Genomic DNA, 24,253 nt, shown 5'->3' on the forward strand with positions numbered 1-24,253 from the left:
ACCATGAATGCATGGCTCCGACTGTTCCCCAGCTGCGTACGCTGCTCGCCGTCGTCGAAAGCGGCTCCTTCACCGCCGCCGCCCAATCCCTCGGGGTGAGCCAGTCCTCCGTGTCGCGCACGCTGCGCGCCCTCGAGGAGGACCTCGGCGGCGTGCTCCTGGATCGCGAGCGCGCCAATGCGCCCACGGCCCTCGCGAGCGAAGTCCTCCCGCACGCCCGGGCCGCCGTCGCCGCGCTCGACGCTCTCGACGGCAGCATGCGTGCCCGGTCCGGGGTGGTGGAAGGCCGCGTGCGTCTTGGTGCCGTGCCTACTGTGTGCCAGGGTCTCGTTCCCGGGCTCCTCGGTGTGTGGTCGGCGCGCCTGCCCAAGGTCGAGGTAAGCCTGTTCGAGGGCGACGACGACGAGATCCCGGAGTGGCTCGACGACGGAACCGTGGACGCCGCGATCCTCGTCGACCCTCACCCCGATCCCGCCGGGTCAGTTCTGGTGGGCGAGGACGAATACTGTGCGATCCTCCGCAAGGACCATCCGCTTGCGGGCGAGAAGGCAATCCCCCTTGCCGAGCTCCACGAGGATGGGCTCCTCGTCAGCACCGGCGGCTGCGAGAACGAGGTGCGCCGGATCCACGCGAAGGCAGGGCTGCCTTTCGAGATGCGCCAGCGCGTCCGCGAGCTCGCGACCCTCATGACGATGGTGCAGGAGGGGGTTGGCGTTGCCATCATGCCGCGTCTCGGCGAGGTGATGCTGCCGAAGACGCTCCAGATGGTCCCGCTCGAACCGACCCTCGGCCGCCGACTGGTCCTGAGCGGACCGACGAACCGGGCTTGGAGCCCGTTGGCGGAGGCCCTCGTGGGCACCCTCCGCGACGACGCGCGGTAGCCCGGAGGCTGCCTTCCGGCGAAACCCCCGCGATCCGCCGAGACCCTCGCGTGCAACCGGGGGTCTCGGTGGCTTCCCGGGGTTTCGCGGTCGGGAGGCGTCCCGCTAGACCCGAACCGCCGTCAGGTCGAAGATGACCCGACCGGCCTTCAGGGCCTTGTTCTCGAAGCTCGTGAGCACACGGCCCTCGAATCGAGGCGCCCAGCCGCCCACGAGGTCGGACTCCCCGGTCGGCTCGCAGTCCACTCCAGAAGCCCACGCCGCGGTGAGGGGACTCTCCGAACCGGTGCGCTCGCCGTCGTGCGCGTTGCGGAAGTCCGGGGACGCGGCGACGACGTCGCGCATCTGCTGCGCGTAGCCGGACCAGTCGGTCGCAAGCCGCCAGAGGCCGCCCGGCTCGAGCACCCGGGCGGCGAGCTGGGCGAACGATTCGTTGATGAGCCGCCGCTTGTGGTGCTTCGTCTTGTGCCAGGGGTCCGGGAAGAATACCCAGAGCTCGCTCACCGAGGCCTCGGGGAGCATCGTGCCGAGCACCTCGGGCGCGTTCGCCTGAACCACGCGGACGTTCGTGAGCCCCCGCTGGCCGATCCGCAGGAGCGTGTTCGCGAGCCCGGGCCGATAGACCTCGACGGCGAGGAAGTTCCGCTCCGGATCCGCCTCCGCGGCCGCGACAACCGCCTCGCCGAGCCCAGACCCGATCTCGACGATGAGCGGCGCGGAACGCCCGAACTCGCCCGTCGCGTCGAACACGTACTCCGGGTGCACAGACGTGTCCGCGACGTGCCGCGGAACGTCGACGACGAACGACTCCGCGTGCTCGTCCCAGGCCTGCTGCCGCCGCCCCTGCAGCCGGGTCCCGCGGCGCACGAAGCTCACCGGCTGACGACGGTACGTGCCGAAGGACGCCTGGCTGCCGGGGGTGATGGGGTTTCCGGCGTCGCCGGAGGGAACTCGGGGGTGCTCGCTCATCGCCCCCCAGCCTAGTCGCTGAGGTCCTTGCCCTTCGTCTCGGGCAGGGTCATCACCACGAGGATCGAGACCACCATGAGCGCCACCGCGTACGCGTTGAACATCCACGGCTGCTTCACCACGTCGGTGAACAGCGTCTGCAGGTACGGCGCAGTTCCGCCGAAGAGCGCCACGCAGATCGAGTACGGGACGCCGACGCCCACGGTGCGGATGTGCGCTGGGAACAGCTCGGCATAGGCGGCGGGCGCGATCGCCGCGCCGGCGGCGATGAAGAACAGCATGACGGACATCGAGACCGCCAGCTGCCAGGCCGAATCGTGGAGGAGCCAGGTCATGGGGAAGTGCAGGAGGGCGCTGCCCGCGGCCCCGGCGATCATCACGGGCTTCCGGCCGATCCGGTCGCTGAGCCTGCCCCAGAACGGCAGGGCCGCGAGGAACACGAGGTTCGCCACGATGCCGGCCCAGAGGGCCTGCCCGGCGTCGATCTTGAGACTCGTGGAGGCGTACGTCGGAGCGACGACCGCCCACAGGTAGTAGATCACCGTGAGGCCCACGGTCATGCCGATGACCTGGAACGCCTGCTTGCGATGCTCGACCACGGACTTCCACAGCGACGGCTTCGCCGCCCGCCCTTCGCGCCCTGTGCCTTCGGCGATCCCCTCGAAGGCCTCGGTCTCCGGCATCCGCGCCCGCATCACGAGCCCGTACAGCCCGAGCGCGGCCCCGACGAAGAACGGGATGCGCCAGCCGAAATCGGCCATCTGGGTCTTGCTCAGCGCCGAGGTCAGCACGGCCCCCATGAGCGTCCCGGCCACGATCCCGAGGGTGCCCGAGAAGTAGATGAGGGTGGACCAGAATCCGCGCCGTTCACGCGGGGCCATCTCCGAGAGGTAGGTCTGCGACGACGGCAGCTCGCCGCCGTGCGCGAGGCCCTGGATGAGCCGGGCGACGAGGAGCACGAGCGAGGCCAAGGCACCGACCGCGCCGAACGTCGGCGCGAGCCCGATGAGGAGGCTGCCGAGCGAGGCAAGGCCGACGGCGAGCGTCATCGAGGTCTTGCGCCCCACCTTGTCGCCGATCCAGCCGAAGACGAACCCGCCGAAGGGGCGCGCTACGAAGCCGACGGCGAAGATGGCCAGCGTCGAGAGGATCGCCGAGGTCGCGTCGGCCGGATTGAAGAGCTGCTTCGAGAAGAACGGCGCGAAGGTCGCGTAGATCGCCCAGTCGTACCACTCGGCCGCGTTGCCGATTCCGGTGCTGACGAGAGTCCGTCGTGCCGAAGGCGCGGCAGAAGACGGGGCGGCGGAAGGAACGACGGCGGTGCGAGCCGAGCGCGCTGCCACCGTGTCATCGCTGGGGGTCGTGTTGGTGGTCAAGGGAGCATCCTCCATGTCGGGGGTACCGGGCTGTTGCTCAATGAGCGCTTGCTCAATGCGCCGCGAGCTCGGCGGTCTTGGTGAGGGCCAGCTGCGCGTACAGGGCCGCGCCGTCGGAGAGGACGCCGTCGTCGAACGTCGCGAAGGGGGAGTGGTTGAAGGCGCTCGTCCTGTGGTCAACCCCTGCCGGAACCGCGCTCAGCCCGATGAAGCTCCCCGGCACCTCGGCGAGCACCCGGGAGAAGTCCTCGGACCCGCTGAGGGGCTGGGCGAGACGCGCATGGCGTCCGCCGTCGTGTCCGAACAGCTCCGCAATCGCGGATTCGGCGAACTCCGTCTCCGCCTGATCGGTCACGGTGAGCGGGTACTCCGCGGCATACCGGACGTCGACGTCAAGGCCGTGAGCGTGCGCGATCCCTTCGAGGAGCCGGGGGATCGCGGTCTGCATCCGCTCGCGGTTGGCCTCGGAGAAGGTACGGATGGTCGCGTCGAATTCGGCAGTGTCGGGGATGACGTTGCGCTTGGCGCCCGCCGCGAGGCGTCCCACGGTCACGACGCAGGGATCGAACATGTCGAACTGGCGGGTGACCATGGTTTGGAGCGCGAGCACCATCTCGGCCGCCACGGTTACGGGGTCCTTCGCCGCGTGGGGCGCTGACCCGTGGCCGCCGGCGCCGCGGACGGTCACGAAGAGGCCGTCGGAGGCGCTCATCATGACCCCTGGCCGGGTCACGAATTGCCCGTGGGGCGCCATCGAGGAGAAGACGTGCAGGCCGAAGGCGGCGTCCGCTCGCCGGCCGGCCGCGTCGAGCACGCCTTCTCGCACCATGACGCTCGCGCCGTCGAAGCCTTCCTCGCCGGGCTGGAACATGAAGACTACGTCGCCGGCGAGCTTGTGCCGCTGGTCGGCAAGGAGCGTCGCGGCGCCGAGCAGCATCGACGTGTGGAGATCGTGGCCGCAGGCGTGCATGGTTCCGTCGATGCGGGACGTGAACTCGGCGCCCGTCCGCTCCTGGACCGGGAGGGCGTCCATGTCGGCGCGAAGCAGCACGACGGGTCGCGAGCCCTCCGCCGCAGGAGCCCCGGCTTCGCCCCGCAGCACCGCGGTGACGGAGGTCGTGTCCGTTCCGGTCGAGACCTCGAAGCCGAGGCCGTCGATGGCCTCGAGGACCTTCTCCTGGGTCCGCGGCAGGTCGAGTCCGATCTCGGGTTCCCGATGGAGGGCATGCCGCCAGTTCACAAGGGTGTCCTGCAGCCCGCGCGCCTCGTCGATCAGTTCCACTTCTTCTCCTTCTGTGGCGTGTGCCACATTCGCCTCTTCCCTGACGAGTGTGCGCTGAAGGAGCCGTCAAACTGCGGCTCGTGCAACAATCGATCACATGAGCCCCTCGGAGCAGCGTTCTGTTTCATTCGGGGCGCCCGTCGTCCAGCTCTCGGAGGAGGACCTCGCCCTCCTGCACGCGCTGCAGATCGCCCCTCGGGTCCCTTGGCTGGAAGCGGCTGAAATCCTCGGCGCCCACCCCGCGACGCTCGCCCGGCGCTGGGAGCGGCTGCGCCAGGCCGGTCTCGCCTGGAGCACCGCTCACCTGAGGGGGGATCCGGCGGAGATGGTCGTCGCGTTCGTGGACGTCGAGTGCGACCCGGGGCAGCGCGAAGAGGCGGTCGCGGCGCTCGCGGCGATCCCGGAGGCGCAGACGATCGACGTCGCCACGAGCCACCCCGACCTCTCTCTTACCGTCTTCGCGCGATCGCTCGTGGACTGCGCCGAGCGGGTGCTGCCTCAGATTGCCGCGGCGCCGGGAGTCAATCGAATCCAGAGCGAACTGTGCACTCGGCTGCATTCGGGCGGCCATTCGTGGCGCCTCGCTGCCCTGGACCGGGCGCAGATCGCCGCCTTCGCCGAACTGGGCCGGGTCGAACCGTTCACGGGCCCCCTCCCAGCCGCCTGCTTCGACCTCCTTCCGCTCCTCGTGCGCAACGGGCGCGCGAGCGCCGCCGAGATAGCCCGCGAACTCGGGCGCAGTCCCGCGACCATCCACCGGCAGCTCGCGAAGGTCCTCGGCAGCGGCCTGCTCTCGTTCCGCTGCGAGGTCGCCCAAGGGCCCGCCGGCTACCCGGTGGCCTGCAAGTGGCTCGCGAAGGTTCCTCCGGGGCAGCATGCGCAGGCCGCCGCGGCGATCGGGGGCTTGCGCAACGTGCGTCTCGTCGCATCGACGACGGGCCAGACCAACTTCACGATCATGATGTGGCTCCGCACCGTCGCCGACGTCATGACGGCGGAGCTCACCATCCAGGAGCGGATCCCCGGCATCGAGCTCGTCCAGAGCACCGTCATGCTGCGGGCGGTGAAGCGGGTGGGTTTCATGCTTCGCGCCGATGGAACGACGACGGGTGAAGTGGTGGCCAGCCCAGCCCTGATAGACTAGGGAAGTTGGAGTTCGGGCTCACATCCCCTCCAACAGCGTCGATGAACGCGATGACTGCCCTGGGATGCACCCCTTGCGCGCTCCCGGATCCGGCAGTGCCCTGCGGTAGCCAGGCTCTCCCTTTCCTCGGCGAACCCGTGACGCCGACGTGGCCCACGGGACGATCCGATGCTGGAGTTGCCTGCACTCATGCCTGCCCCCACGTTTGCCTCCCTCGGCGTTCCCGCCGTCCTCGACCATACCCTCGCAGCCCAGGGGATCGAGTCGCCCTTCCCGATCCAGGCCGCGACGCTCCCGGACACGCTCGCCGGCCGCGACGTGCTCGGCCGCGGCCGCACCGGCTCGGGCAAGACGCTCGCGTTCGCGATCCCCCTGGTGGCGCGCCTCGATGCCGCGGGTGCCGCCGTCGTCCGTACTCCGGGCCGCCCGCTCGGCCTCGTGCTGGCGCCGACCCGCGAACTTGCGACCCAGATCAACGCGACCGTCGAGCCGCTCGCCAAAGCAGCCGGGCTCACTACGACGGTCATCTACGGCGGCGTCTCGCAGGTGCGTCAGGAGCGCGCGCTCGGTGCCGGCGTGGACATCGTCATCGCCTGCCCTGGGCGCCTCGAGGATCTGATGCGCCAGCGCATCGTGGACCTGAGCCACGTCGAGGTAACGGTCCTTGACGAGGCCGACCACATGGCGGATCTCGGCTTCCTGCCGGTCGTGCGGCGGCTCCTGGACACCACGCCGAAGGACGCGCAGCGGCTCCTGTTCTCCGCGACTCTGGACAACGGCGTGGACGCCCTCGTGAAGCGCTACCTCCACAACCCGCTGACGCATTCCGTCGACGAGCCGCGCGCCGCGGTCACCACGATGGAGCATCACGTGTTCGTCGCCGCGGATGCCGGCGCGAAGAAGAACCTCGTGCACGCCCTCGCGTCCGGCCGTGGACGGCGCGTCCTCTTCATGCGGACCAAGCACCACGCGAAGCGGCTCGCGAAGCAGCTCACCCAGGCGGGCATCCCCGCGGTCGACCTCCACGGCAACCTCTCGCAGAACGCCCGCGACCGCAACCTCGCCGACTTCGCCTCCGGCGAGGTCCGCGTGCTCGTCGCGACCGACGTCGCCGCCCGCGGCGTGCACGTGGACGACGTCGAGCTCGTGGTCCACGTCGATCCGCCCGCCGAGCACAAGTCCTACCTGCACCGCTCGGGCCGCACGGCACGCGCTGGCTCGGATGGCGCCGTTGTGACGGTCGCGCTGCCGGAGCAGCAGCAGGAGGTGCGCCAGCTCCTGCGCCACGCGGGCGTCAAGGTGGAGTTCCAGGCGGTCTCGTCGTCGTCGGCCGCCGTCGCCGAGCTGGTCGGCGAGCCGGCCGAGTATGTCGACCCGGCCGAGCGCGCCGCCGCCGTCGCGGCGAAGCAGCCGCGGCAGGGCGGGGGCGCGTCGACCGGCGCAAACGCCCAGCGCAAGCGCTCGCGCCGCGGCCGTGGGGGCTCGGGCGCCTCGGGCCCCGCTGCCGCATCCAAGGCGGCGTCGGGGTCGAGGGGCGCCGCATCGCCGCGGGCTGCGGCCCCGCGCTCGGGGTCGACGGCGGCCTCCTCCTCCCAGGGGGCAACGTCGTCGTCCGCGCGCCGCGGCCCGCGCCGCCCGGGCTCGCGCCCCTCGAACGCTCGCCGGGGGTAACCCGCAGGGGGTAACGACAAACCAGGGCATCGCGGGCAGACTGGTCCCATGAAGACCGTGCTCAACCTCATCTGGCTTGTCTTCGGCGGGCTCGTCCTGGCCCTCGGCTATTTTCTGGCCGGGATCCTGTGCTGCCTGCTCATCGTCACGATTCCGTGGGGGATCGCGTCCTTCCGCATCGGCGCCTACGCGCTCTGGCCGTTCGGGCGGATGGTGGTGGATCGGCACGAGCAGATGGGCCTTCCAAGCCTCCTCGGGAACGTCATCTGGCTCGTTGTGGCGGGAGTCTGGATCGCCGTCGGGCACGTGGCGACCGCTGTCGCCATGGCGATGACCATCGTCGGGATTCCCCTCGCCATCGCCAATATCAAGCTCATCCCGGTCTCCCTCTTCCCGCTGGGCAAGCAGATTGTGCGCACCGATCGATTCCTGGCCAGCTACAGTCGGTGACCCAACCGGGTCCGTCTGCTCCCATCCTTTGTGACTGGCCGTGGCGGCGCTAAGTTTGGTACGACGAAGGAGGCCCCCATGCCGGAAATCGATCCCTCGTACGCAGGCGAATGGCGGTTCGACCCAGCCCACACGCGGCTCGGCTTCTCGACGCGTCACGCCATGGTCACCAAGGTGCGCGGCTCGTTCAACGACGTAGAGGGCGTCATCAATATCGATCCCGATGACCCGACGGCGTCGACGGTCAACGTCACCATCAAGGTCGCGAGCATCGACACCCGCAATCCCCAGCGCGACGAGCACCTTCGCACCAACGACTTCTTCGACGCACCCCACTATCCGGAGATCACGTTCGTGAGCAAGCGGATCGACCAGGTCGAGGAGAACAGCTTCATTGTGAGCGGCGACCTCACGATCCGCGGCGTCACGAAGGAGATCGCGATCCCGCTCGAGTTCATCGGCGTCGAGCGTGACCCGATGGGGAACCTGCGCGCCGGCTTCGAGGGGTCCCGGCGGATCGACCGCAAGGACTTCGGCGTCAACTGGAACGCGGCCCTCGACTCGGGCGGCGTGCTTGTCTCCGACCGCATCCTCCTCGAATTCGAGATCTCGGCCATCAAGACCGAGGCGTCCCAGAACTAGAGACGTGAACGCGGACGAGGCTCCCGAGGAGTCGGCTCCGGGCGAGCCGATGGGGGCCTTCGTGGTCGTCGCCTTCGTGGAGCCGACGCCGGTGGGCGTTCCCTTCAGCAAGCGGCGGTGGCCGCTCCACGTGACCCTCCTGCGCTTCGACGCGCCGCGTGGGCCGGCGATGGCCGCGGTCGGCCGTGCTCTCGCCGCTCACCACGACCCCATCACCGTGCGCATTGCCGACGACGCCAACTTCGGCTTCCGCGGCAGGGTCCGGGTCTCGCTCGTGCACCATGAGCCGGGGCTGCATGCGCTCCACGAGCGGGTCCTGAGCGAAGTGGCCGCCGTGGGCGGCCGGGTGCACTCGCCGCAGCACACCGGCCGCGGCTTCCGCCCCCACATCACCGTCCAGGGCGACCGGCGGGTGCATGAGGGGGAGCGGGTGGTGCTCGACGACTTCGCGCTCATCGACATGGCGCCCGACGGCGACACCTCCGTACGCTTGCCGCTCGTCGCGTGGGGGCGGGGCGCGCGCTAGCGGCGCAGGCTCGCGAGTTCCTCGCTCAGATTCGTTCTGGCACGGTCGAGCCAGAGCTCCCGCGCGCGCTCGGTATGGAAGAGCGGGTCGAGCGCGAGCAGGTGCTCGAGGACCTGGGCGCGCCCGGCGCGGAAGGGGCCATCGGGGACGTGGGCGTACTCGGCCCGCACCTGCGCCGTGTACCGGCGGTAGCCAGCGCTGTCGCGACCCAGCACCGCGAGGTCCGCGTCGCACAGGCGCTGCCCGCCGTCGTCATCCGCGGATGGCCGATGCGCGGCGGTGAGCCGGACGAGCCGCCCGACTTCCGCAATCTCCCGCGCCGGGAGGCCTGCGTCGGCGAGCCGCGACTCGGCGAGCAGTGCCGAGTCCTCTTCGTCCTGGCCGGGCTTCCCAGCGTAAACGGCGTCGTGGAACCATGCGGCGAGGCTGACGGGGCGCGGGGTGACGCCGTCGTCTGCAATCTCGTCCAGCGAGGTGAGCACGGCGAAGAGGTGGGCGTTGGTGTGGTAGCGGCGGTGGGCCTCCGACCAGCGCCCGATCAGCTCGCGGCCCAGCTCGGCGCGGCCCGGCAAGAGCCGTTCCCAGCGTTGGGCGAGCGGCACCGCAAGGGCCTTGGCGCGCTCTCTCGCGGGGACCCGCAGGCCTGAGGCGATGAGTGCGCGGGTGAGCGTGCGGCCGTCCACGGGCCGCGCGCCCCTCTGGACCAAGTCCGCGTGCCGGCGTTCGGGGACGTCGTAGTGGTCTTCGTCGAACGCGCGCTCGGGGATCTCGGCGGCGGCGGCAAAGGCGTGAAGCTCCGCGAGGGACGCGTCGGAGACGAGGTGGGCGAAGACGGTCCCGTGAGCGGGCCACATCGGGGTATCGATGAGGATGGCCATGCCTTCCAGCATGACACCGACCAAGTTGCCCGAAAGACTTGAGTTGAGTACACTCAAGTTAAATGCGTTGACCTTAGTGAAGGCTGCGCGGTTGGATGGTCCGGTAGCAGGGGAAGGAGCTCTCGTTGGACGTCAAATTCACTACCAAGAGCCAGGAGGCGCTCTCGGCCGCGGCCATGAATGCCTCCACCGCAGGGAATCCGCAGGTGGAGCCGCCGCACCTGCTCAAGGCGCTCATGGATCAGCGCGAGGGCGTCGCCGTCGCCCTCCTCCGCGCGACCGGCGCGGATCCGGATGCGGTGAGCGTCGCCGCGAGCACCGCGATCAAGGCCATGCCGTCCAGCTCGGGCAGCAGCGTGGCCCAGGCGCAGCTCAGCCGCCAGGGCCTCCAGGTCATCCATGCAGCGCAGCAGGAAGCGGAGCGAATGGGGGACAGCTTCGTCTCGACCGAGCACCTCCTGCTCGGGCTGGCAGCCGACGGCGGTGCGGCCGGCAAGGCTCTTCGGGACGCCGGCGCGACCCTCGAGTCGCTCAAGGCCGCGCTTCCAGGCGTCCGCGGAGACCGCAGGGTTGACAGTCCCGACCCCGAGAACACGTTCCAGGCGCTCGAGAAGTACGGCACGGACCTCACGGCCATCGCGCGGTCCGGCAAGCTCGATCCCGTGATCGGCCGCGACGCCGAGATCCGCCGAGTCGTCCAAGTCCTCTCCCGCCGTACGAAGAACAACCCTGTGCTCATCGGTGAGCCCGGCGTAGGCAAGACCGCCGTCGTCGAGGGCCTCGCCCAGCGGATGGTGGCCGGGGACGTGCCGGAGAGCCTGCGCGGCAAGACGCTCGTGGCGCTCGATCTCGGCTCGATGGTCGCCGGTGCCAAGTACCGCGGTGAATTCGAGGAACGGCTCAAGGCCGTCCTTGAGGAGATCCGCAGCTCCGAGGGCCAGATCGTCACGTTCATCGACGAGATCCACACCGTCGTCGGCGCCGGGGCCACCGGAGATTCGTCGATGGACGCCGGCAACATGCTCAAGCCCATGCTCGCCCGCGGCGAGCTGCGGCTCATCGGTGCGACCACGCTCGACGAGTACCGCGAGAACATCGAGAAGGACGCCGCGCTCGAGCGGCGCTTCCAGCAGGTCTTCGTGGGGGAGCCGAGCGTCGAGGACACGGTCGCGATCCTCCGCGGCCTCAAGGAGCGGTACGAGGCCCATCACAAGGTTGCCATCGCCGACTCCGCTCTTGTCGCTGCGGCTACCCTCTCCAACCGGTACATCAGCGGTCGCCAGCTGCCAGACAAGGCCATCGATCTCGTCGACGAGGCTGCCTCGCGGCTCCGCATGGAGATCGACTCGGCACCCGAGGAAATCGACCAGCTGCGCCGCGCCGTCGACCGCCTCACCATGGAGGAGCTCGCCCTCGAAGGCGAGACCGACGAGGCCTCGATCGAGCGTCTCGCCGCGATCCGCGAGGACATGGCGGACAAGAAGGAACAGCTCGCCGCCCTCAACGCCCGGTGGGAGTCGGAGAAGGCGGGACTCAACCGCGTCGGCGACCTCAAGGCCAAGCTCGACGAGGCGCGCTCGCTCGCGGACAAGGCCCAGCGCGAGGGCGACCTCGCCGAGGCCTCCCGCATCCTGTACGGCGAGATTCCCACCCTTGAGCGCGAGCTCAGGGAGGCGTCCGCCGCCGAGGAGCAGGCGATCGGAAAGTCGAAGATGGTCGCGGAGGAGGTCACGGCGGACGACATTGCCGAGGTCATCTCCGCGTGGACCGGCATCCCCGCCGGGCGCATGCTGCAGGGCGAGAGCCAGAAGCTCCTCCACATGGAGGAGGAACTCGGCAAACGGCTCATCGGCCAGACGAAGGCCGTTCAGGCGGTCTCGGACGCGGTCCGTCGTGCCCGCGCGGGCATCAGCGACCCGAATCGGCCCACTGGCTCATTCCTGTTCCTCGGCCCCACCGGCGTCGGGAAGACCGAGCTCGCCAAGGCCCTCGCGGACTTCCTGTTCGACGACGAGCGCGCCATGGTGCGGATTGACATGAGCGAATACTCCGAGAAGCACGCCGTCGCGCGGCTTGTCGGCGCGCCTCCGGGATACGTCGGCTACGAGGAGGGCGGGCAGCTCACCGAGGCCGTGCGTCGGCGGCCGTACTCGGTGATCCTGCTCGACGAGGTGGAGAAGGCCCACCCCGAGGTCTTCGACATCCTGCTCCAGGTGCTCGACGACGGCCGCCTCACCGACGGGCAGGGCCGTACCGTGGACTTCCGCAACACGATCCTCGTGCTCACGTCGAACCTGGGAAGCCAGTTCCTTGTGGACCAGGACCTGAGCGCGGAGACGAAGCGCGATGCGGTGATGGGAGTCGTGAACTCCTCGTTCAAGCCCGAATTCCTGAACCGGCTGGACGAGATCATCGTCTTCGATCCGCTGAGCGTGGACGACCTCTCCAAGATCGTCCAGCTTCAGGTCGACGCCCTCCAGCGCCGGCTGCACGAGCGGCGCCTCACGCTGGATGTCACAGACGGTGCGCGCGCTTGGCTCGCGATGTCCGGCTACGACCCCACCTATGGGGCCCGGCCGCTGCGTCGGCTGGTCCAGCGCGAGATCGGCGACCGGCTCGCGAGGGCGCTCCTCTCGGGCGAGATCACCGACGGGGACACGGTGCTCGTGGACGTCGCAGATGTCTCGGTCGACCTCGAAGCCCTCAGTGGGGCGTCGACGGGTGGCCTGAGCGTCACACGCAAGGCGCCGGCGGCGCAGGAGGCCTGAGAGTCAGGGCAGCAGGGATGTCCTGAGGGAGTTGCCAGAGGTGCTCTCCACGAAGCAGTCCACGCGGCGGTCGCCCGTCGCCCAGCCGTCCTGGGTGGGGAACACGTTGCGCTGCTTCAGACTGCTGGTATCCGAGGGAAGGGCGAGCTTCGTCTGGCGGCAGAGGTCGGCCGCCCGCTGTTCGAGCGCGTCCTTCCCCGGATACGAGTCCCCCACGGAGTAGCTGGTGGTGGCCACGAGCTGTGCCGAGTGGGCTTCCGTGCAGGGGACCGTCCGGTTCGCCTCGGCATTCACATCGAAGTTCGAGAAGCAGTCGCCGGCCTTGTAGCTGGCGGCGGCCGTGAGACTCGCGCCGGGTTTCGCCAGCAGCGAAGCGGTGACCGCCCACAGGATGAGGACCGCGACCGCGCAGCCGCCGACCGCGAGGATACGACCCCAGGCCGTGGTGGGGAAGCGCGGACGACGCGGTTCCCGCCGAGGCCGCTCGGGAATCCGGGCCCGACGGCGCGTCAGCGGTTTCGAGGCATCTTCGGCCGAGGCGCCGTGGGAACCCTGATCGGTCTCCATGCGGATTCGATGCCCTTCCGTCGTGCTCGTGGGAGGCGGGGTTCGCGGGCCCCCGATTGCCAGCGCGGCACGTCCCGCGAATACGCAGGCCACCGCAATTACATGTAGTCTAGACCTACGACAAATTGATCAATGACTCCGGGGCCTCGCGAGCCTGCCTTCGCGACTACCTCCGGGACGAGGCAAAAGAGGGGGTCACGCCATGGGGCGCGGCCGTCAAAAGGCTAAGGCAACCAAGCAGGCTCGGGACATCAAGTACTACAGCCCGAGTACCGACTACGCGGCGCTTGAGCGCGAGCTCGCATCGAACTCGCATCCTGCGCACCATGACGCCGACCTCGAGCCGGATTACTCCGACTACGAGGACAAGTACGCCGATCAGTTTGACGACGACGACGAGGATTCTCGCCGTATCGGCTGACTCGCCTTGATGAGCGAGTCGGCGGACCGAGGACACGATCCCGCAGTTGCGCGAGCCCACGCGGCAGCGCTCCGGTCGATCGCACGTGAGGTCGTTGAAACCGTAGAACCTCAGGACTCCTCTGTGGCTCGCGCCGGTCTGCTCGATCTGCTCCGCGAGGGGGCCGTCATGGCTCTCACCGGTGCAGGGGTGTCGACGGCGTCCGGCATACCCGACTACAGGGGTCCTCACGGGTCTTGGCGCAAGCATCGGCCCATGACGTACCAGGAGTTCCGCCACGATCCCGCGGCACGGCACCGGTACTGGGCCAGGAGCTTCGTCGGGTGGCGGCACATCGACAGGGCGCGGCCCAACGCTGCGCACCGAATCCTCGCCCAGCTCGAGGCGCGCGCCGTGGTGCTTGGAGTCGTCACGCAGAACGTCGATGGGCTGCATGCTGCTGCAGGCTCGCACAACCTCGTCACCCTGCACGGCGACCTCGACAAGGTGGTGTGCCTGAATTGCGGCATCGTCGAGGGGCGTTCGAATCTGGACGAGCGGCTGGCCCAGGCGAACCCGGGCTACGCCGAGGCTGTGCGCCTCGACCCGTCGACGGTCAACCCGGACGGCGACGTCGAGCTCCCGCAGGCCTGGGTCGACCGCTTCCGCATGGTGGGCTGCCTCGTGTGCGGCTCCGTCGAACTCAAGCCGGACGTCGTGTACTTCGGCGAGAGCGTTCCCCTGGAGCGGAAGGAGCGGGCGACGGCGATGCTCGCCTCCGCCCGGAGCCTCCTCGTGCTCGGGTCATCGCTCGCCGTCATGAGCGGTTTCCGGTTCGTGCTCGACGCCGTACGGGACGGGAAGCCAGTGGGGATCGTCAATGCGGGACCGACCCGCGGGGACAGCCGAGCGCAGTGGCGGTGGCGGACCGACGTCGGCGCGGCCCTTGAGGAGCTCTCGGCGGCCCTCTGACCCCACCCCCGTCTCGGGTACCCCACCCCCCGTCTCGGGTACAGAAACTCAACTCTCAAAGCGTCTCGGGTACGCCAACTGTCGCAGTTGGCGTACCCGAGACGTTAGGCGTAGGAGTTGACGAGGCGGACGGCCCCGCCGTCCACACCCTTCGCGCCCTGGACGTAGTCGGGGTCGCTGGCAGCGGCCGAACTTTCGTCGGCGCTCACCGTTCCCATGGTCCAAGCGGGAACGCCGCGCTCGGCGAGCCGACCTAGCGCGGCGTCGGCAGCCTCGGGGGCCACGATGGCCACCATTCCGACGCCGAGATTGAGAGTCCGCTCGAGATCGGCCTGGGGGACTCCGCCAAGCTCGGCCACGAGCTTGAAGACTGCGGGGAGTTCCCACGTGGAACGGTCGACCGTGGCGAGGAGGCCCTTCGGCAGGACGCGCGCGAGGTTGGCCGCGAGGCCGCCGCCCGTGACATGGCTGAATCCGCGGAGCGGGAGGTCGGCACCGGCCTCGGAGGCAGTGTTGAGGAAACGAACCAGGTCCAGGCAGTCGGAGGCATACACCCGCGTCGGCTCGAGCAGCTCCTCGCCGAGCGTCCGGCCGAGCTCGGAGACCTGACGGTCAAGCGCCCAGCCAGCGTGGTTGATCACGCGCCGGACGAGGGAATACCCGTTCGAGTGAATACCCGAGGAAGCCATGCCGATGACGACATCGCCGGTGCGAACGCGCTCCGGGCCCAACAGCGCGTCGGCCTCGACAACCCCCGTAGCCGCGCCCGCGACGTCGTACTCGCTCTCGCCGAGGAGGCCGGGATGCTCGGCCGTCTCTCCGCCGACGAGCGCTGTTCCAGCCACCGAGCAGGCGGCGGCGATGCCGCGGACGATGTCGGCGATCCTCTCGGGGACGACCTTGCCGCAGGCGATGTAGTCGGTCATGTAGAGCGGCTCGGCACCTACCACGACGATGTCGTCCACGACCATGCCCACGAGGTCGAAGCCGATCGTGTCATGCACATCCATCGCCTGCGCGATGGCGACCTTCGTCCCCACGCCATCGGTCGACGTCGCCAGCAGGGGGCGGCGGTACGTCAGGAGACGGCTCACGTCGAACAGCCCGGCGAATCCGCCGACGCCGCCAAGCACCGAGGCACTGTGCGTCGCCTTCACGGCGTCCTTCATGAGTTCGACGGCGCGGTCCCCGGCTTCCACATCGACGCCGGCTGCGGCATAGGTGATGCCGGCCGAGGGGCTCGAGACGGGGGGTGCGATGGGCTGGGGAGCGGAGTTCGTCATACGTTGGCCTCGTTGGGTTCTTCTGCCTGGTTCAGGAGGGATTCGAGTTCAGAGCCGGGCCCCGGATCGCAGCCGGCCGCGCCGGGCCGGTCGGCAGGGTCCGCGGTGGCCCCATCCTCGGTGGCCTCGACCGTAGCCTCGCGCTCGAGCAGATTCTTGCCCAACTTGTCCGCGCTCGGCAGCTCGATCGGATACTTTCCCGTGAAGCACGCCGTGCAGAGCCTTGCGCGCGGCTGCTGGGTCGCGGCGATCATCCCTTCCTCGGAGATGTAGCCGAGCGAGTCGGCGCCGATCGCCTGAGAGATCTCCTCGACGGTGGCGCCGTTGGCAATGAGCTCTGCGCGCGAAGCGAAGTCGATCCCATAGAAGCACGGCCACTTCACGGGCGGCGAGGAGATCTTGACGTGGACTTCCTTGGCGCCGGCCTCCCGGAGCATGCGGACGATCGCGCGCTGGGTGTTGCCCCGGACGATCGAGTCATCCACGACGACGACCCGCTTGCCGCGGATGACGGATTCGAGGGCGTTGAGCTTGAGCCTGATGCCCAGCTGGCGGAGCGTCTGGGACGGCTGGATGAACGTGCGCCCCACATAGGAGTTCTTCACGAATCCGTGGGCGAACGGGATACCCGACTCCTCGGCGTACCCGACGGCGGCCGGCGTGCCCGACTCGGGCACCGGAATCACGATGTCCGCCGCGTGCGTGTTCTCGCGGGCGAGCTGGCGGCCCATCTCGACGCGGGACTCGTAGACGGAACGGCCCGCGATGCTGGCATCCGGACGCGCGAGATAGACGTACTCGAAGACGCAGCCAGCGGGAGTCGCCTCGCCGAAACGCTGCGACCGAACCCCCTGCTCGTCGATGGCGATGAACTCGCCGGGTTCGATTTCGCGGATGAAGCTCGCGCCGACAGTAGCCAGCGCCGACTGCTCGGACGCGACAACCCAACCCCGCTCGAGGCGCCCAAGGCAGAGGGGGCGAACGCCGAACGTATCCCTCGCGGCGTAGAGCGTGCTCTCGTCCATGAACACGAAACAGAAGCCGCCACGGATCTTGGGCAGGAGAGCCATCGCGGTCTGTTCGAGGGTCTGGCCCTTCTCGCCCTGGAGGAGGGCCGTGACCAGCGCTGTGTCCGACGTATTGCCCTGCTTCATCTCGCCCGTGAGCTGGCCGCCCGTGAGCTCCTCGATCATGTCCCGGAGCTCGGCAGTGTTCGTCAGGTTGCCGTTGTGGGCGAGGGCGACCGTGCCGTTGGCCGTGGCACCCAGCGTGGGCTGCGCGTTGGCCCAGTGGCTTGCACCCGTGGTCGAGTAGCGGCAATGGCCGACGGCGATGTGCCCGGTCAGCGTGTTGAGCGTCGATTCGTCGAAGACTTGGGACACAAGCCCCATGTCCTTGTACACGCTGATGCGCGTACCGTCGCTCGCTGCAATGCCCGCGGATTCCTGGCCGCGATGCTGCAGAGCGTAGAGACCGTAGTAGGTGAGCTTGGCGACTTCTTCGCCGGGCGCCCACACCCCGAAGACGCCACAGGCGTCCTTGGGGCCTTTGTCAACAGGGTCTAGGTCAAGTGAGAGGAGTCCGTCACCGCGTACCACTGGTCAATTGTCTCATGGCCGCGGCGGCGCCTTGGCTCAGGATGCAGGGCTCTCGCCGTCGGCGTCATCAGGGAGCTCCTCGACGGTCGCGCGGCGGGCTCGCCGCACGCTGACACGGTCGACGATCAGGACGACGACGCCGCCCACCAGAACTCCCGCGGCGACGAAGAGGACGAGGAAGTAGCCGAACACAGCTTCGCGTGTGTAGCCGTCCGGAACGGGGCCGCTGTAGCCGAAAATCGCCGCGGCGATCACACCGAGGAGGCCGCCCGTGACGAGGAACGGCACGAACTTCGGCGCGCGGCGGACGGTGATCTGGCGTTGCGAGGGCATGCATCTAGCCTAGCGAGTCGGACGAACTGCCGCGTCCCGTGCGGGTTGCGCGGGACGCGGCACGCCCCCTCAGCCACTACTTGTGAGCGAAGACGCCTCCATGGCTGTTGGGGAAGAAGCCGCCCGCGACGATCGGGGAACCGGGGCCCGAGAGGGCACGCACTGGGTTCCGCTGGTAGACCGTCGTGGTGCCGTCGGCGCCCTGACCGTACGCGCCGTAGCCCCAGTTCCACACGGAACCATCAGTCAGGAGCACGTGCACCCCGTAGTAGCTGACGGCCATCTCCTTGATCGTCCCCGAGGGGATGGTTCCGGCATAAGGGGCGGCGTACTGACGATTGGCCTGGCTCGCGGGGGAGTGCACGTAGTACGAGCCGTAGCCCCACGTGTAAACGGTGTTGTTACTGCCGAGGGCAGCGCTGTGGTAGGCCTCGTGGTAGAACTTCGGCAGCTGGGCGATCCCGGTCAGGGGAGTCCCCGGGCCGGTGAGCACGGGTGCTGCGTAGTTCTGGTTCGAGTTGCTGCCGTTGGCGTTCATGCCGCCGGCGCCGTAGCCCCAGCTGTAGACCATGCCGTTGCGGAGCGCGAGGCCGCCCTTGAAACGCCCCCGGATCTGGCTCACGCCCGATAGCGGTGTGCCGTCCTGGAGGATGACGGGCTTCATGACGGACTGGTTCCCACTCAGCCCTGTTCCGAGGTCGGACTGGTCGTTGATGCCCCACGTCCAGACGCGGCCCTTGGTGTCGAGTGCGATGCCGCCGGTGTACCCGGCCGAGATCGCCTTGATGAACACGTCCGGTCCAGAGATGAGCACGACCTTCGGCACGTTGGTGTCGGGGCCGTTGGTGCCGTCGCCCAGCGAACCCGTCGCGGTGTTGAAGCCCCACGAGAAGATCCGGCCGTGGGTCGTGAGCACGTAGCCGCCGCCCGTGAAGGCGACGGTGTCGACAAAGCGCTCACCGGGGAGGAGCGCGGAGGCTCCGCCGAAGCCGAAGATGCCGGCCGTCGTCGAGGTCGTCCCCGGAGCGCACGCGTTGGAGCCTGCGCCATGGCTCCACAACGTGTTGTCGCTGCGGATGAGGTAGCTGTTGTGATCGCGATATCCGCCGGCCATCGCGATGATGGAGGTCGCCCCGAGCGTGCCGGCCCCGTTGAGGTTGTCCGGCGTAACGGCGTAGGTCTGGATGACGCTACCAGTCCGGTAGAGGGTGGTCCCGAGGTTCTCGCCCCACACAATGCCATCGGTCGCGGCCGGTACAGGGTTCATCGCGACGGTGAGCGTGGTGGTGCCCGGCGTGAAGCCCGACGAAGTGGCAGTGAGCGTTCCGCTGCCCACGGACGACGGCGCCACAACGCCATTGAGGCTGAAGGTCCCGGTGGCCGGGTCCACGCTGGCTGTCGAGGGACCAGTCCACCCCGGCGGGTAGGTCAGGGTGACGGTGGCTGGGAGCGAGGTGCCGACGTTGGGGATGACCTTGCCCGTGATGGACCCGTAGGTCATGCCGGGCCCCACGATGTACTCGGGGTAGTCGAACACGATCGTGCCGCCGGTGGGGGACGCCGCGGCCAGCGGAGCCGCGGCGACGGCGAGCGCCACGGGCACAGTCCAGGCCGCGGTCCGCGTCACGGCGCGGCGGGTAATTCCCTCTTCCTGGGCGGCATTTTCCCCGTTCGGGCCGCCGGGAACATTGGGCTCAGTCATGCTGCCTCTTTCTCATAGGATTCGCTGGGCGGCTTCAGAAGGAAACCGGTCATTCTGAACCGTAGAGGGCTTCGCGATTCACCGTCGTTGAAAAGGCATTTCAGCGCCAAACGGGCAGCATTAAGTGCTCTCCGTGTCGATCTCCGTGGTCCACTGCCGGGGCTATCTTGGGAGCCTGAAATCGGTGAGGAACCACATTTTGGGGGATGACTGTGAGCGAATGGGCGGACGGGGCCCAGCATGATTTCCTGGGCGCGGAAGGGCTCGCGGAGCTCGAGGGCTTCATCGCCCCGCTCGGCGAGCCGGGAGAGTTCGGCCTCCGCATGAGATCGGTGCGCGCACGCGACGTCTTGGTGACGTATGCCGCCGTCGCCCCTTCCCGCACCACGGGGAAGGCGATCTTCGACGGGGACGACGACTGCGTCCACCTCGTCTTCCCCTTCGACGCACAGTTGTTCGTCGAGGACTTCGCAGAGCGGGGCATTCCGGCGGGCGGCATGGTCGCCTACGCCGAGAGTTCGCCGCTCAGGCTGCGCATGGAATCCACCGGGAGGGTGATCGTGGTGAGCCTCACGCGCGGCGTGCCGCCCGGGCGGCTCGTGTTCTCCGTGGAGAATCCCTATCTCCTCAGCGGACCGTCCGCGAGCATGTCGGCCGTCCGCGCCGTGGCGGAGGTGGTCTTCCGATCGGGCGAGGACGACGCGGCCGCTGCGGATCTCCTCGTGAGCCTGAGTGCGGCAGTCCTTGTGGAGGCCTCAATTGAGGCGTGGTCCGAGGACCGGGACGAGTCACTGGTGGCCGAGGCCACGAGGATCATCGCCCAGGATTTCCGCAACAAGGAGTTGACTCCAGCCGAAGTCGCGAAATCCCTCGGTATCTCGATTCGCGCGCTCCAGCGGGCATTTGCGGGACGCGGAGGAATGACGCATACAATTCGCGCGTATCGCACTCAAGAAGCCCTCAGGCTTCTCGGCTCAGGCTCTATCCGCGACGCGAGTCTTGAACGCGTTGCGAGGAGCAGCGGCTTTCTCGACGGCCGGGCCATGAGAAAGGCCATCATTGCGAGTACGGGAATTGAGCCGAGGGACTATCGAAAGAACTTCGGCTGAGCTGGCGTTTTGAAAAGCATAAAGGGCGGTCCCGTCCTCTCCGTGGAGAACGGGACCGACCTCAGTGTTGCGAAGCTTCAGGGCCTCAGTGGTCGTGTGCGGCGTCTGTCGTCGCCACCTTGACCTCGTTGCCTTCCTTGTCCACGATCTTGCCGTTCTCACAGCGATCGCCGTCTTCAAGCGCGTCGAGGACCACGAGCGGGATCATCCGCGTGGGGGCCGCAGCGAACACGGAGGGGCTCTTTGGCGTGCCCCGCTTGATGACGTTGAACAGGATGTTCAGCAGGACGGCCATGATGGCTGCGGAGCTGATCCCGGAGTCAAAGATGACCTGGACCCAGGTGGGGAACTTCGCGTAGAAGCTCGGGCTCACCACGGGGACGAGGCCGAACGCGATCGACGTCGCCACGATGATGAGGTTCATGCTGTCCTTGTAGTCGACCTTCGAGAGCGTCCGGATGCCGGAAGCCGCAACGGTGCCGAAGAGGACGATCCCGGCGCCACCGAGTACCGGCATGGGCACCGCCGCCACGACTCGCCCGAGGATGGGGAGGAGGCCGAGGATCATCAGGACCCCGCCGCCCGCGGCGACGGCGAAGCGGCTCTTGATGCCCGTGACGGCGACGAGGCCGACGTTCTGCGCAAACGCGCTCTGGGTGAAGCCGTTGAAGACGGGCGAGATGGCGGAGGAGAGCATGTCGGCCCGCAGACCGTCGGCGATCCGCTTCGAATCCACCTTGGCGCCCGTGACCTCGCCGACGGCGAGGATGTCTGCGGTGGTCTCTGTCAGGATGACCAGCACGACGATGACCATGGAAATGATGCCCGCGGGTTCGAACGTCGGAAGGCCGAAGTGGAACGGCTCGGGGAAGGCGAAGATCGGGCCGTTCAGGACCTGGGAGAAGTCGGCCCGTCCGAGGATGGCCGCGATGACGGTGCCGATGACGATGCTGAGGAGGATGGACAGGCGCGAGACCATGCCGCTGCCGAGCTTGCTCAACAGCATGATGATCACCAGCGTCAGCGCGGTCATGCCGATGTTGGCCGGATCACCGTAGTCCGGCGCCTTCGCGTTCCCTCCGAGAGACCACCCCGCCGCGACGGGGACGAGCGAGAGGCCGATCGTCGTGATGACGACGCCGGTCACGACGGGCGGGAAGAAGTGGATGATCTTCGCGAAGAACGGCGCGACGAGGAGCCCGATCAGCGAGGCCGTCATGACGGCGCCGAACACCGCGGGAAGGCCACCGCCGCCGTTGACGATGGCGAGCAGGGTGGCGACCGAGGCGAAGGACGTTCCCTGGACGAGCGGGAGGCGCGAACCGAACCATTTGATGCCCAGAGTCTGCAGCAGGGTCGCGAGGCCGCCGATGAAGAGGCAAGCCGTGATCAGCAGCGCCAGATCCGGCCCCTTGAGGCCGGCGGCCGAGCCGATGATGAGCGGCGGGGCGATGATGCCGCCGTACATCGTGAGCACGTGCTGGAAGCCGTAGGCGAACGCCGTGAGGACGGGCAGCTTCTGATTTTCCGGGCTCACGGCCGCTTGCTCGACGGCAGTGGGGGCGGGTGCGGTCTTTCGGGACACAGCAGACCTCCTTGTCAGCTTTGAATACCGAGTGCGCAACTTGGGATGGGTGTGGATTGGCTAGCCGGCGGGCTCGGCGGGGCGAGCCCACAGGAGGACGACGGCGGCCGGAGTTCACCGCCGTCGTCCTTCCTGGCGCTGGGGTGGGAGAGGCGGCTCAGCAGAAGCCGGCGATGCCGTCCCAGGCATTTCCTGCGTCCGAGATCGTCTCGCGCTGGAAGTTCGCCTCGATGAGGCCGTACGGGCGGTCCGCCGCGTAGAAGACCTCATTGGGGTTGTCGAGCCCGAACGGGGTCAGGTCGACCACGAAGTGGTGCTTGTTCGGCGTGGAGAAGCGGATCTCGTCGATCTCCGGGTGCGCGTCCAGGACCTTCTGGGCCATCTGGAACAGCGTCTGCTGGAGCGCGTAGGAGTACCCCTCGGTGAAGCCCTCGAGAAGGAGGGCCTTGACGTCGTCGTACGCCTTGTTGAAATCAACCGTGCCGTTCGCGATTGCCTCGTTGTTGTAGCGCCAGCGTGCCGAGACGTCAGTCGCAAGGATGCGGTCCGTGGTCTCCTGAAGGGTCGTGAAGCGGTCCTTCGGGTAGCCGACGAAGCCGGATTCGGTGGACTTCAGGACCGTGAGGTCGTTGAGGCCCGAGATGACGTAGAGGTTGTCGCCGTCCTTCGTGACGACCGCGTTGCGAACCTCTTGGCCCTTCCGCACGAACGAGTGGTCGTGGCCCTCGCCGTGGGCGATGATGCGCTCCCAGGCGTACTGCTCGGCCTCCCAGCGGCCCCCGGTGACCCAGGCGAACTCTGACGTGAAGTGATTCGCGAGCCGGATGAGGAACTCCTCGGGGGAGCCGATGCCGTTCCGTGCGAAGCCGTAGACCGTGTTCTTCTGGGTGTCGGTCGGAACGACGTGGGCGTTGTCGCCGTCGAGATGCGCGGCCTCGAAATCGCCTCGGAGCTGCGAGGTGACGTTCAGGTCCTCGATCTCGTGGCGTGCAGTATCCCGGGTGATCTTGACGACCCGGACCTCGGCCTTGCCGTACTGGTTCTTGCCCAGCACGACCGCGCTCTTTGTGTTCTCAGTGGTGTTCTGCGCCATGGCGCTTCAGCTCCCTCGGTATGTAGAAAAGGCGAATGGACTCAGCAGGAGCGGCACGTGGTAGTGAGCCTCGTTCTCGTTGACCGTGAAGGTCAGAGAAACCTCCGGGAAGAAGGTCTCCTGCCCGATGCCGGCGAAGTAGGCCCCAGTCGCGAACTGCAGGCGGTACGAGCCGCTCTGCAGGCGCTCCGGGCCGAGGTCTTTCACCCGCCCGTCGGCATCGGTGGTGCCCGTTCCAATCTGGGACCATGCCTCGCCGTCGCGGGCGTAGAGTTCGACGGCGACACCCGCAGCCGGCTTCCCGGCTGCGGTATCCAGAATGTGGGTGGTCACGTGGGAGACGCTCATGAGCTCATGCTCCTCTCGCCGGGAACGCTCTGCTCCAGCAGGCTCTGCTTCAGCAGGCTCTGCTTCAGACGGAGCACGGCGATCTCGCGGAGCTGCTGTGCGACGACGGGCTCCTCCTGCTCGGGCGTGTGGCCCAGGCGCTCGTGGAGGGCGGCGAGCATCTCGTCGGCCGTTCGGCCAGCGGCGCGGATCAGGAAGACCCGGCCGAATTTCTCTTCATAGGCGCGGTTCCCCTCGGCCAGCGCAGCGATCGTGCCGGCATCGCGCTCGTCCACACCGGACTGCTCGTTGCGGGACATCGATGCCTCGGTGGACTTGCCGCTGACCCTTTCGCCAATGCGGGGATGGTGCGCGAGGGCGCCCTCGAGTTCCGCGGAGGTGAAGGGGTCGGCTGCTGTGCGCGCGGTGTCGAGGAGGTCGTCCAAGCTCGCGAAGGGGCGGGCGGAAATGACCTCATCGATCCAGCGGGGCACGTCAAGGCAAGGCTTCAGGAGCTCTCGTGCCTCTTCGGCGGGGGCGGCGTTGAACTGTTCAAGCAACATGGCTTGTCGGGTCCTCAACTGCTCAATGCTGGCATCCACGGTGACGGCTATACGGAACGTCGGTTTCTTTGGTTCCGTATCGTGGAACTGTTATTTCAGCATGTGTAAATATTCTGGGGGACGCTCATGTGATT

Annotated in this window: 23 protein-coding genes; 10 read left to right on the forward strand and 13 right to left on the reverse strand. The window is 68.2% G+C overall.

The features are described from left to right. Positions 1-11 precede the first annotated feature (11 nt). Positions 12-881, forward strand: coding sequence for a LysR family transcriptional regulator (locus E5679_RS07595; RefSeq protein ID WP_138414477.1), 870 nt, complete (start codon positions 12-14; stop codon positions 879-881). A 105-nt stretch (positions 882-986) separates the two neighbouring features. On the opposite strand, the gene trmB is transcribed toward E5679_RS07595, so the two are convergent. The 3 genes from trmB to E5679_RS07610 all read right to left on the reverse strand — a co-directional run bounded on the left by trmB (position 987) and on the right by E5679_RS07610 (position 4,508). Then, the gene (gene trmB / locus E5679_RS07600; protein ID WP_138414478.1) at positions 987-1,850 is read right to left on the reverse strand and encodes a tRNA (guanosine(46)-N7)-methyltransferase TrmB; all 864 of its coding nucleotides are present in this window, start codon (positions 1,848-1,850) and stop codon (positions 987-989) included. Positions 1,851-1,861: 11 nt separating this feature from the next. After that, positions 1,862-3,100 (reverse strand): MFS transporter, encoded by a 1,239-nt coding sequence (locus E5679_RS07605; protein WP_249336024.1) that lies wholly within the window; start codon positions 3,098-3,100, stop codon positions 1,862-1,864. Positions 3,101-3,278: 178 nt separating this feature from the next. Further along, on the reverse strand, positions 3,279-4,508 hold the full coding sequence (locus E5679_RS07610) for a M20 metallopeptidase family protein (RefSeq protein WP_138414480.1): 1,230 nt from the start codon (positions 4,506-4,508) through the stop codon (positions 3,279-3,281). Positions 4,509-4,605: 97 nt separating this feature from the next. Here E5679_RS07610 and E5679_RS07615 point away from each other — a divergent pair, with 97 nt between their 5' ends. From E5679_RS07615 to E5679_RS07635, 5 genes are all read left to right on the forward strand, one after another. Beyond that, positions 4,606-5,652, forward strand: a complete 1,047-nt coding sequence (locus E5679_RS07615; protein ID WP_138414481.1) for an Lrp/AsnC family transcriptional regulator — start codon at positions 4,606-4,608, stop codon at positions 5,650-5,652. 189 nt (positions 5,653-5,841) lie between these two features. After that, positions 5,842-7,323, forward strand: a complete 1,482-nt coding sequence (locus E5679_RS07620; protein ID WP_138414482.1) for a DEAD/DEAH box helicase — start codon at positions 5,842-5,844, stop codon at positions 7,321-7,323. 48 nt (positions 7,324-7,371) lie between these two features. After that, complete coding sequence (locus E5679_RS07625) at positions 7,372-7,773, forward strand: YccF domain-containing protein (protein ID WP_138414483.1); 402 nt, start codon at positions 7,372-7,374, stop codon at positions 7,771-7,773. 78 nt (positions 7,774-7,851) lie between these two features. Continuing rightward, a complete protein-coding gene (locus E5679_RS07630; protein WP_138414484.1) occupies positions 7,852-8,415 on the forward strand; it encodes a YceI family protein in 564 nt (187 codons plus the stop codon). Between the two features lie 4 nt (positions 8,416-8,419). Next, positions 8,420-8,941, forward strand: a complete 522-nt coding sequence (locus E5679_RS07635; RefSeq protein WP_249336013.1) for a 2'-5' RNA ligase family protein — start codon at positions 8,420-8,422, stop codon at positions 8,939-8,941. Here the strand turns inward: E5679_RS07635 and E5679_RS07640 are convergent. Further along, positions 8,938-9,819, reverse strand: a complete 882-nt coding sequence (locus E5679_RS07640) for a DUF4031 domain-containing protein (RefSeq protein WP_138414485.1) — start codon at positions 9,817-9,819, stop codon at positions 8,938-8,940. The genes E5679_RS07635 and E5679_RS07640 overlap by 4 nt on opposite strands. A 125-nt stretch (positions 9,820-9,944) precedes the next feature. On the opposite strand from E5679_RS07640, the gene clpB reads away from it, so the two are divergent. Then, positions 9,945-12,587 carry an ATP-dependent chaperone ClpB gene (clpB, locus tag E5679_RS07645; protein WP_138414486.1) on the forward strand — a complete coding sequence of 881 codons (2,643 nt, stop codon included), beginning with the start codon at positions 9,945-9,947 and terminating at the stop codon, positions 12,585-12,587. Between the two features lie 3 nt (positions 12,588-12,590). Here clpB and E5679_RS07650 read toward each other — a convergent pair whose 3' ends face one another. Next, entirely contained in the window at positions 12,591-13,154 is a 564-nt protein-coding gene (locus tag E5679_RS07650; RefSeq protein ID WP_138414487.1) for a septum formation family protein, read from the reverse strand. 202 nt (positions 13,155-13,356) lie between these two features. Here E5679_RS07650 and E5679_RS07655 point away from each other — a divergent pair, with 202 nt between their 5' ends. Both E5679_RS07655 and E5679_RS07660 read left to right on the forward strand, forming a co-directional pair. Beyond that, positions 13,357-13,575 (forward strand): DUF3073 domain-containing protein, encoded by a 219-nt coding sequence (locus tag E5679_RS07655; protein ID WP_138414488.1) that lies wholly within the window; start codon positions 13,357-13,359, stop codon positions 13,573-13,575. A 9-nt stretch (positions 13,576-13,584) separates the two neighbouring features. Then, positions 13,585-14,526, forward strand: a complete 942-nt coding sequence (locus E5679_RS07660) for an NAD-dependent protein deacetylase (RefSeq protein ID WP_138414489.1) — start codon at positions 13,585-13,587, stop codon at positions 14,524-14,526. A 104-nt stretch (positions 14,527-14,630) separates the two neighbouring features. On the opposite strand, the gene purM is transcribed toward E5679_RS07660, so the two are convergent. The 4 genes from purM to E5679_RS07680 form a co-directional block, all read right to left on the reverse strand. Then, positions 14,631-15,809: a phosphoribosylformylglycinamidine cyclo-ligase gene (gene purM, locus E5679_RS07665; protein WP_138414490.1), complete on the reverse strand. Its 1,179-nt coding sequence runs from the start codon at positions 15,807-15,809 to the stop codon at positions 14,631-14,633. Then, positions 15,806-17,407, reverse strand: coding sequence for an amidophosphoribosyltransferase (purF, locus tag E5679_RS07670; RefSeq protein WP_138414491.1), 1,602 nt, complete (start codon positions 17,405-17,407; stop codon positions 15,806-15,808). Before purF ends, purM begins: the two co-directional genes overlap by 4 nt. 36 nt (positions 17,408-17,443) lie before the next feature. Further along, positions 17,444-17,740: a hypothetical protein gene (locus E5679_RS07675; protein WP_138414492.1), complete on the reverse strand. Its 297-nt coding sequence runs from the start codon at positions 17,738-17,740 to the stop codon at positions 17,444-17,446. Between the two features lie 76 nt (positions 17,741-17,816). Continuing rightward, positions 17,817-19,442, reverse strand: a complete 1,626-nt coding sequence (locus E5679_RS07680; protein ID WP_138414493.1) for an RCC1 domain-containing protein — start codon at positions 19,440-19,442, stop codon at positions 17,817-17,819. Between the two features lie 212 nt (positions 19,443-19,654). On the opposite strand from E5679_RS07680, the gene E5679_RS07685 reads away from it, so the two are divergent. Continuing rightward, the gene (locus E5679_RS07685; RefSeq protein WP_171042282.1) at positions 19,655-20,551 is read left to right on the forward strand and encodes an AraC family transcriptional regulator; all 897 of its coding nucleotides are present in this window, start codon (positions 19,655-19,657) and stop codon (positions 20,549-20,551) included. A gap of 85 nt (positions 20,552-20,636) precedes the next feature. Here the strand turns inward: E5679_RS07685 and E5679_RS07690 are convergent, their stop codons facing one another. The 4 genes from E5679_RS07690 to uraD form a co-directional block, all read right to left on the reverse strand. Beyond that, the gene (locus E5679_RS07690; RefSeq protein WP_138414495.1) at positions 20,637-22,136 is read right to left on the reverse strand and encodes a nucleobase:cation symporter-2 family protein; all 1,500 of its coding nucleotides are present in this window, start codon (positions 22,134-22,136) and stop codon (positions 20,637-20,639) included. A gap of 157 nt (positions 22,137-22,293) precedes the next feature. Next, positions 22,294-23,229, reverse strand: coding sequence for a factor-independent urate hydroxylase (gene pucL, locus E5679_RS07695; RefSeq protein ID WP_138414496.1), 936 nt, complete (start codon positions 23,227-23,229; stop codon positions 22,294-22,296). A gap of 6 nt (positions 23,230-23,235) precedes the next feature. Next, a complete protein-coding gene (uraH, locus tag E5679_RS07700) occupies positions 23,236-23,577 on the reverse strand; it encodes a hydroxyisourate hydrolase (RefSeq protein ID WP_138414497.1) in 342 nt (113 codons plus the stop codon). Next, on the reverse strand, positions 23,574-24,137 hold the full coding sequence (uraD, locus tag E5679_RS07705; protein ID WP_275092548.1) for a 2-oxo-4-hydroxy-4-carboxy-5-ureidoimidazoline decarboxylase: 564 nt from the start codon (positions 24,135-24,137) through the stop codon (positions 23,574-23,576). Before uraD ends, uraH begins: the two co-directional genes overlap by 4 nt. Between the last annotated feature and the right edge of the window lie 116 nt (positions 24,138-24,253).

Origin of the sequence: Sinomonas gamaensis (assembly GCF_005876955.1) — a bacterium.
In the GTDB taxonomy this organism is placed as follows: domain Bacteria; phylum Actinomycetota; class Actinomycetes; order Actinomycetales; family Micrococcaceae; genus Sinomonas; species Sinomonas gamaensis.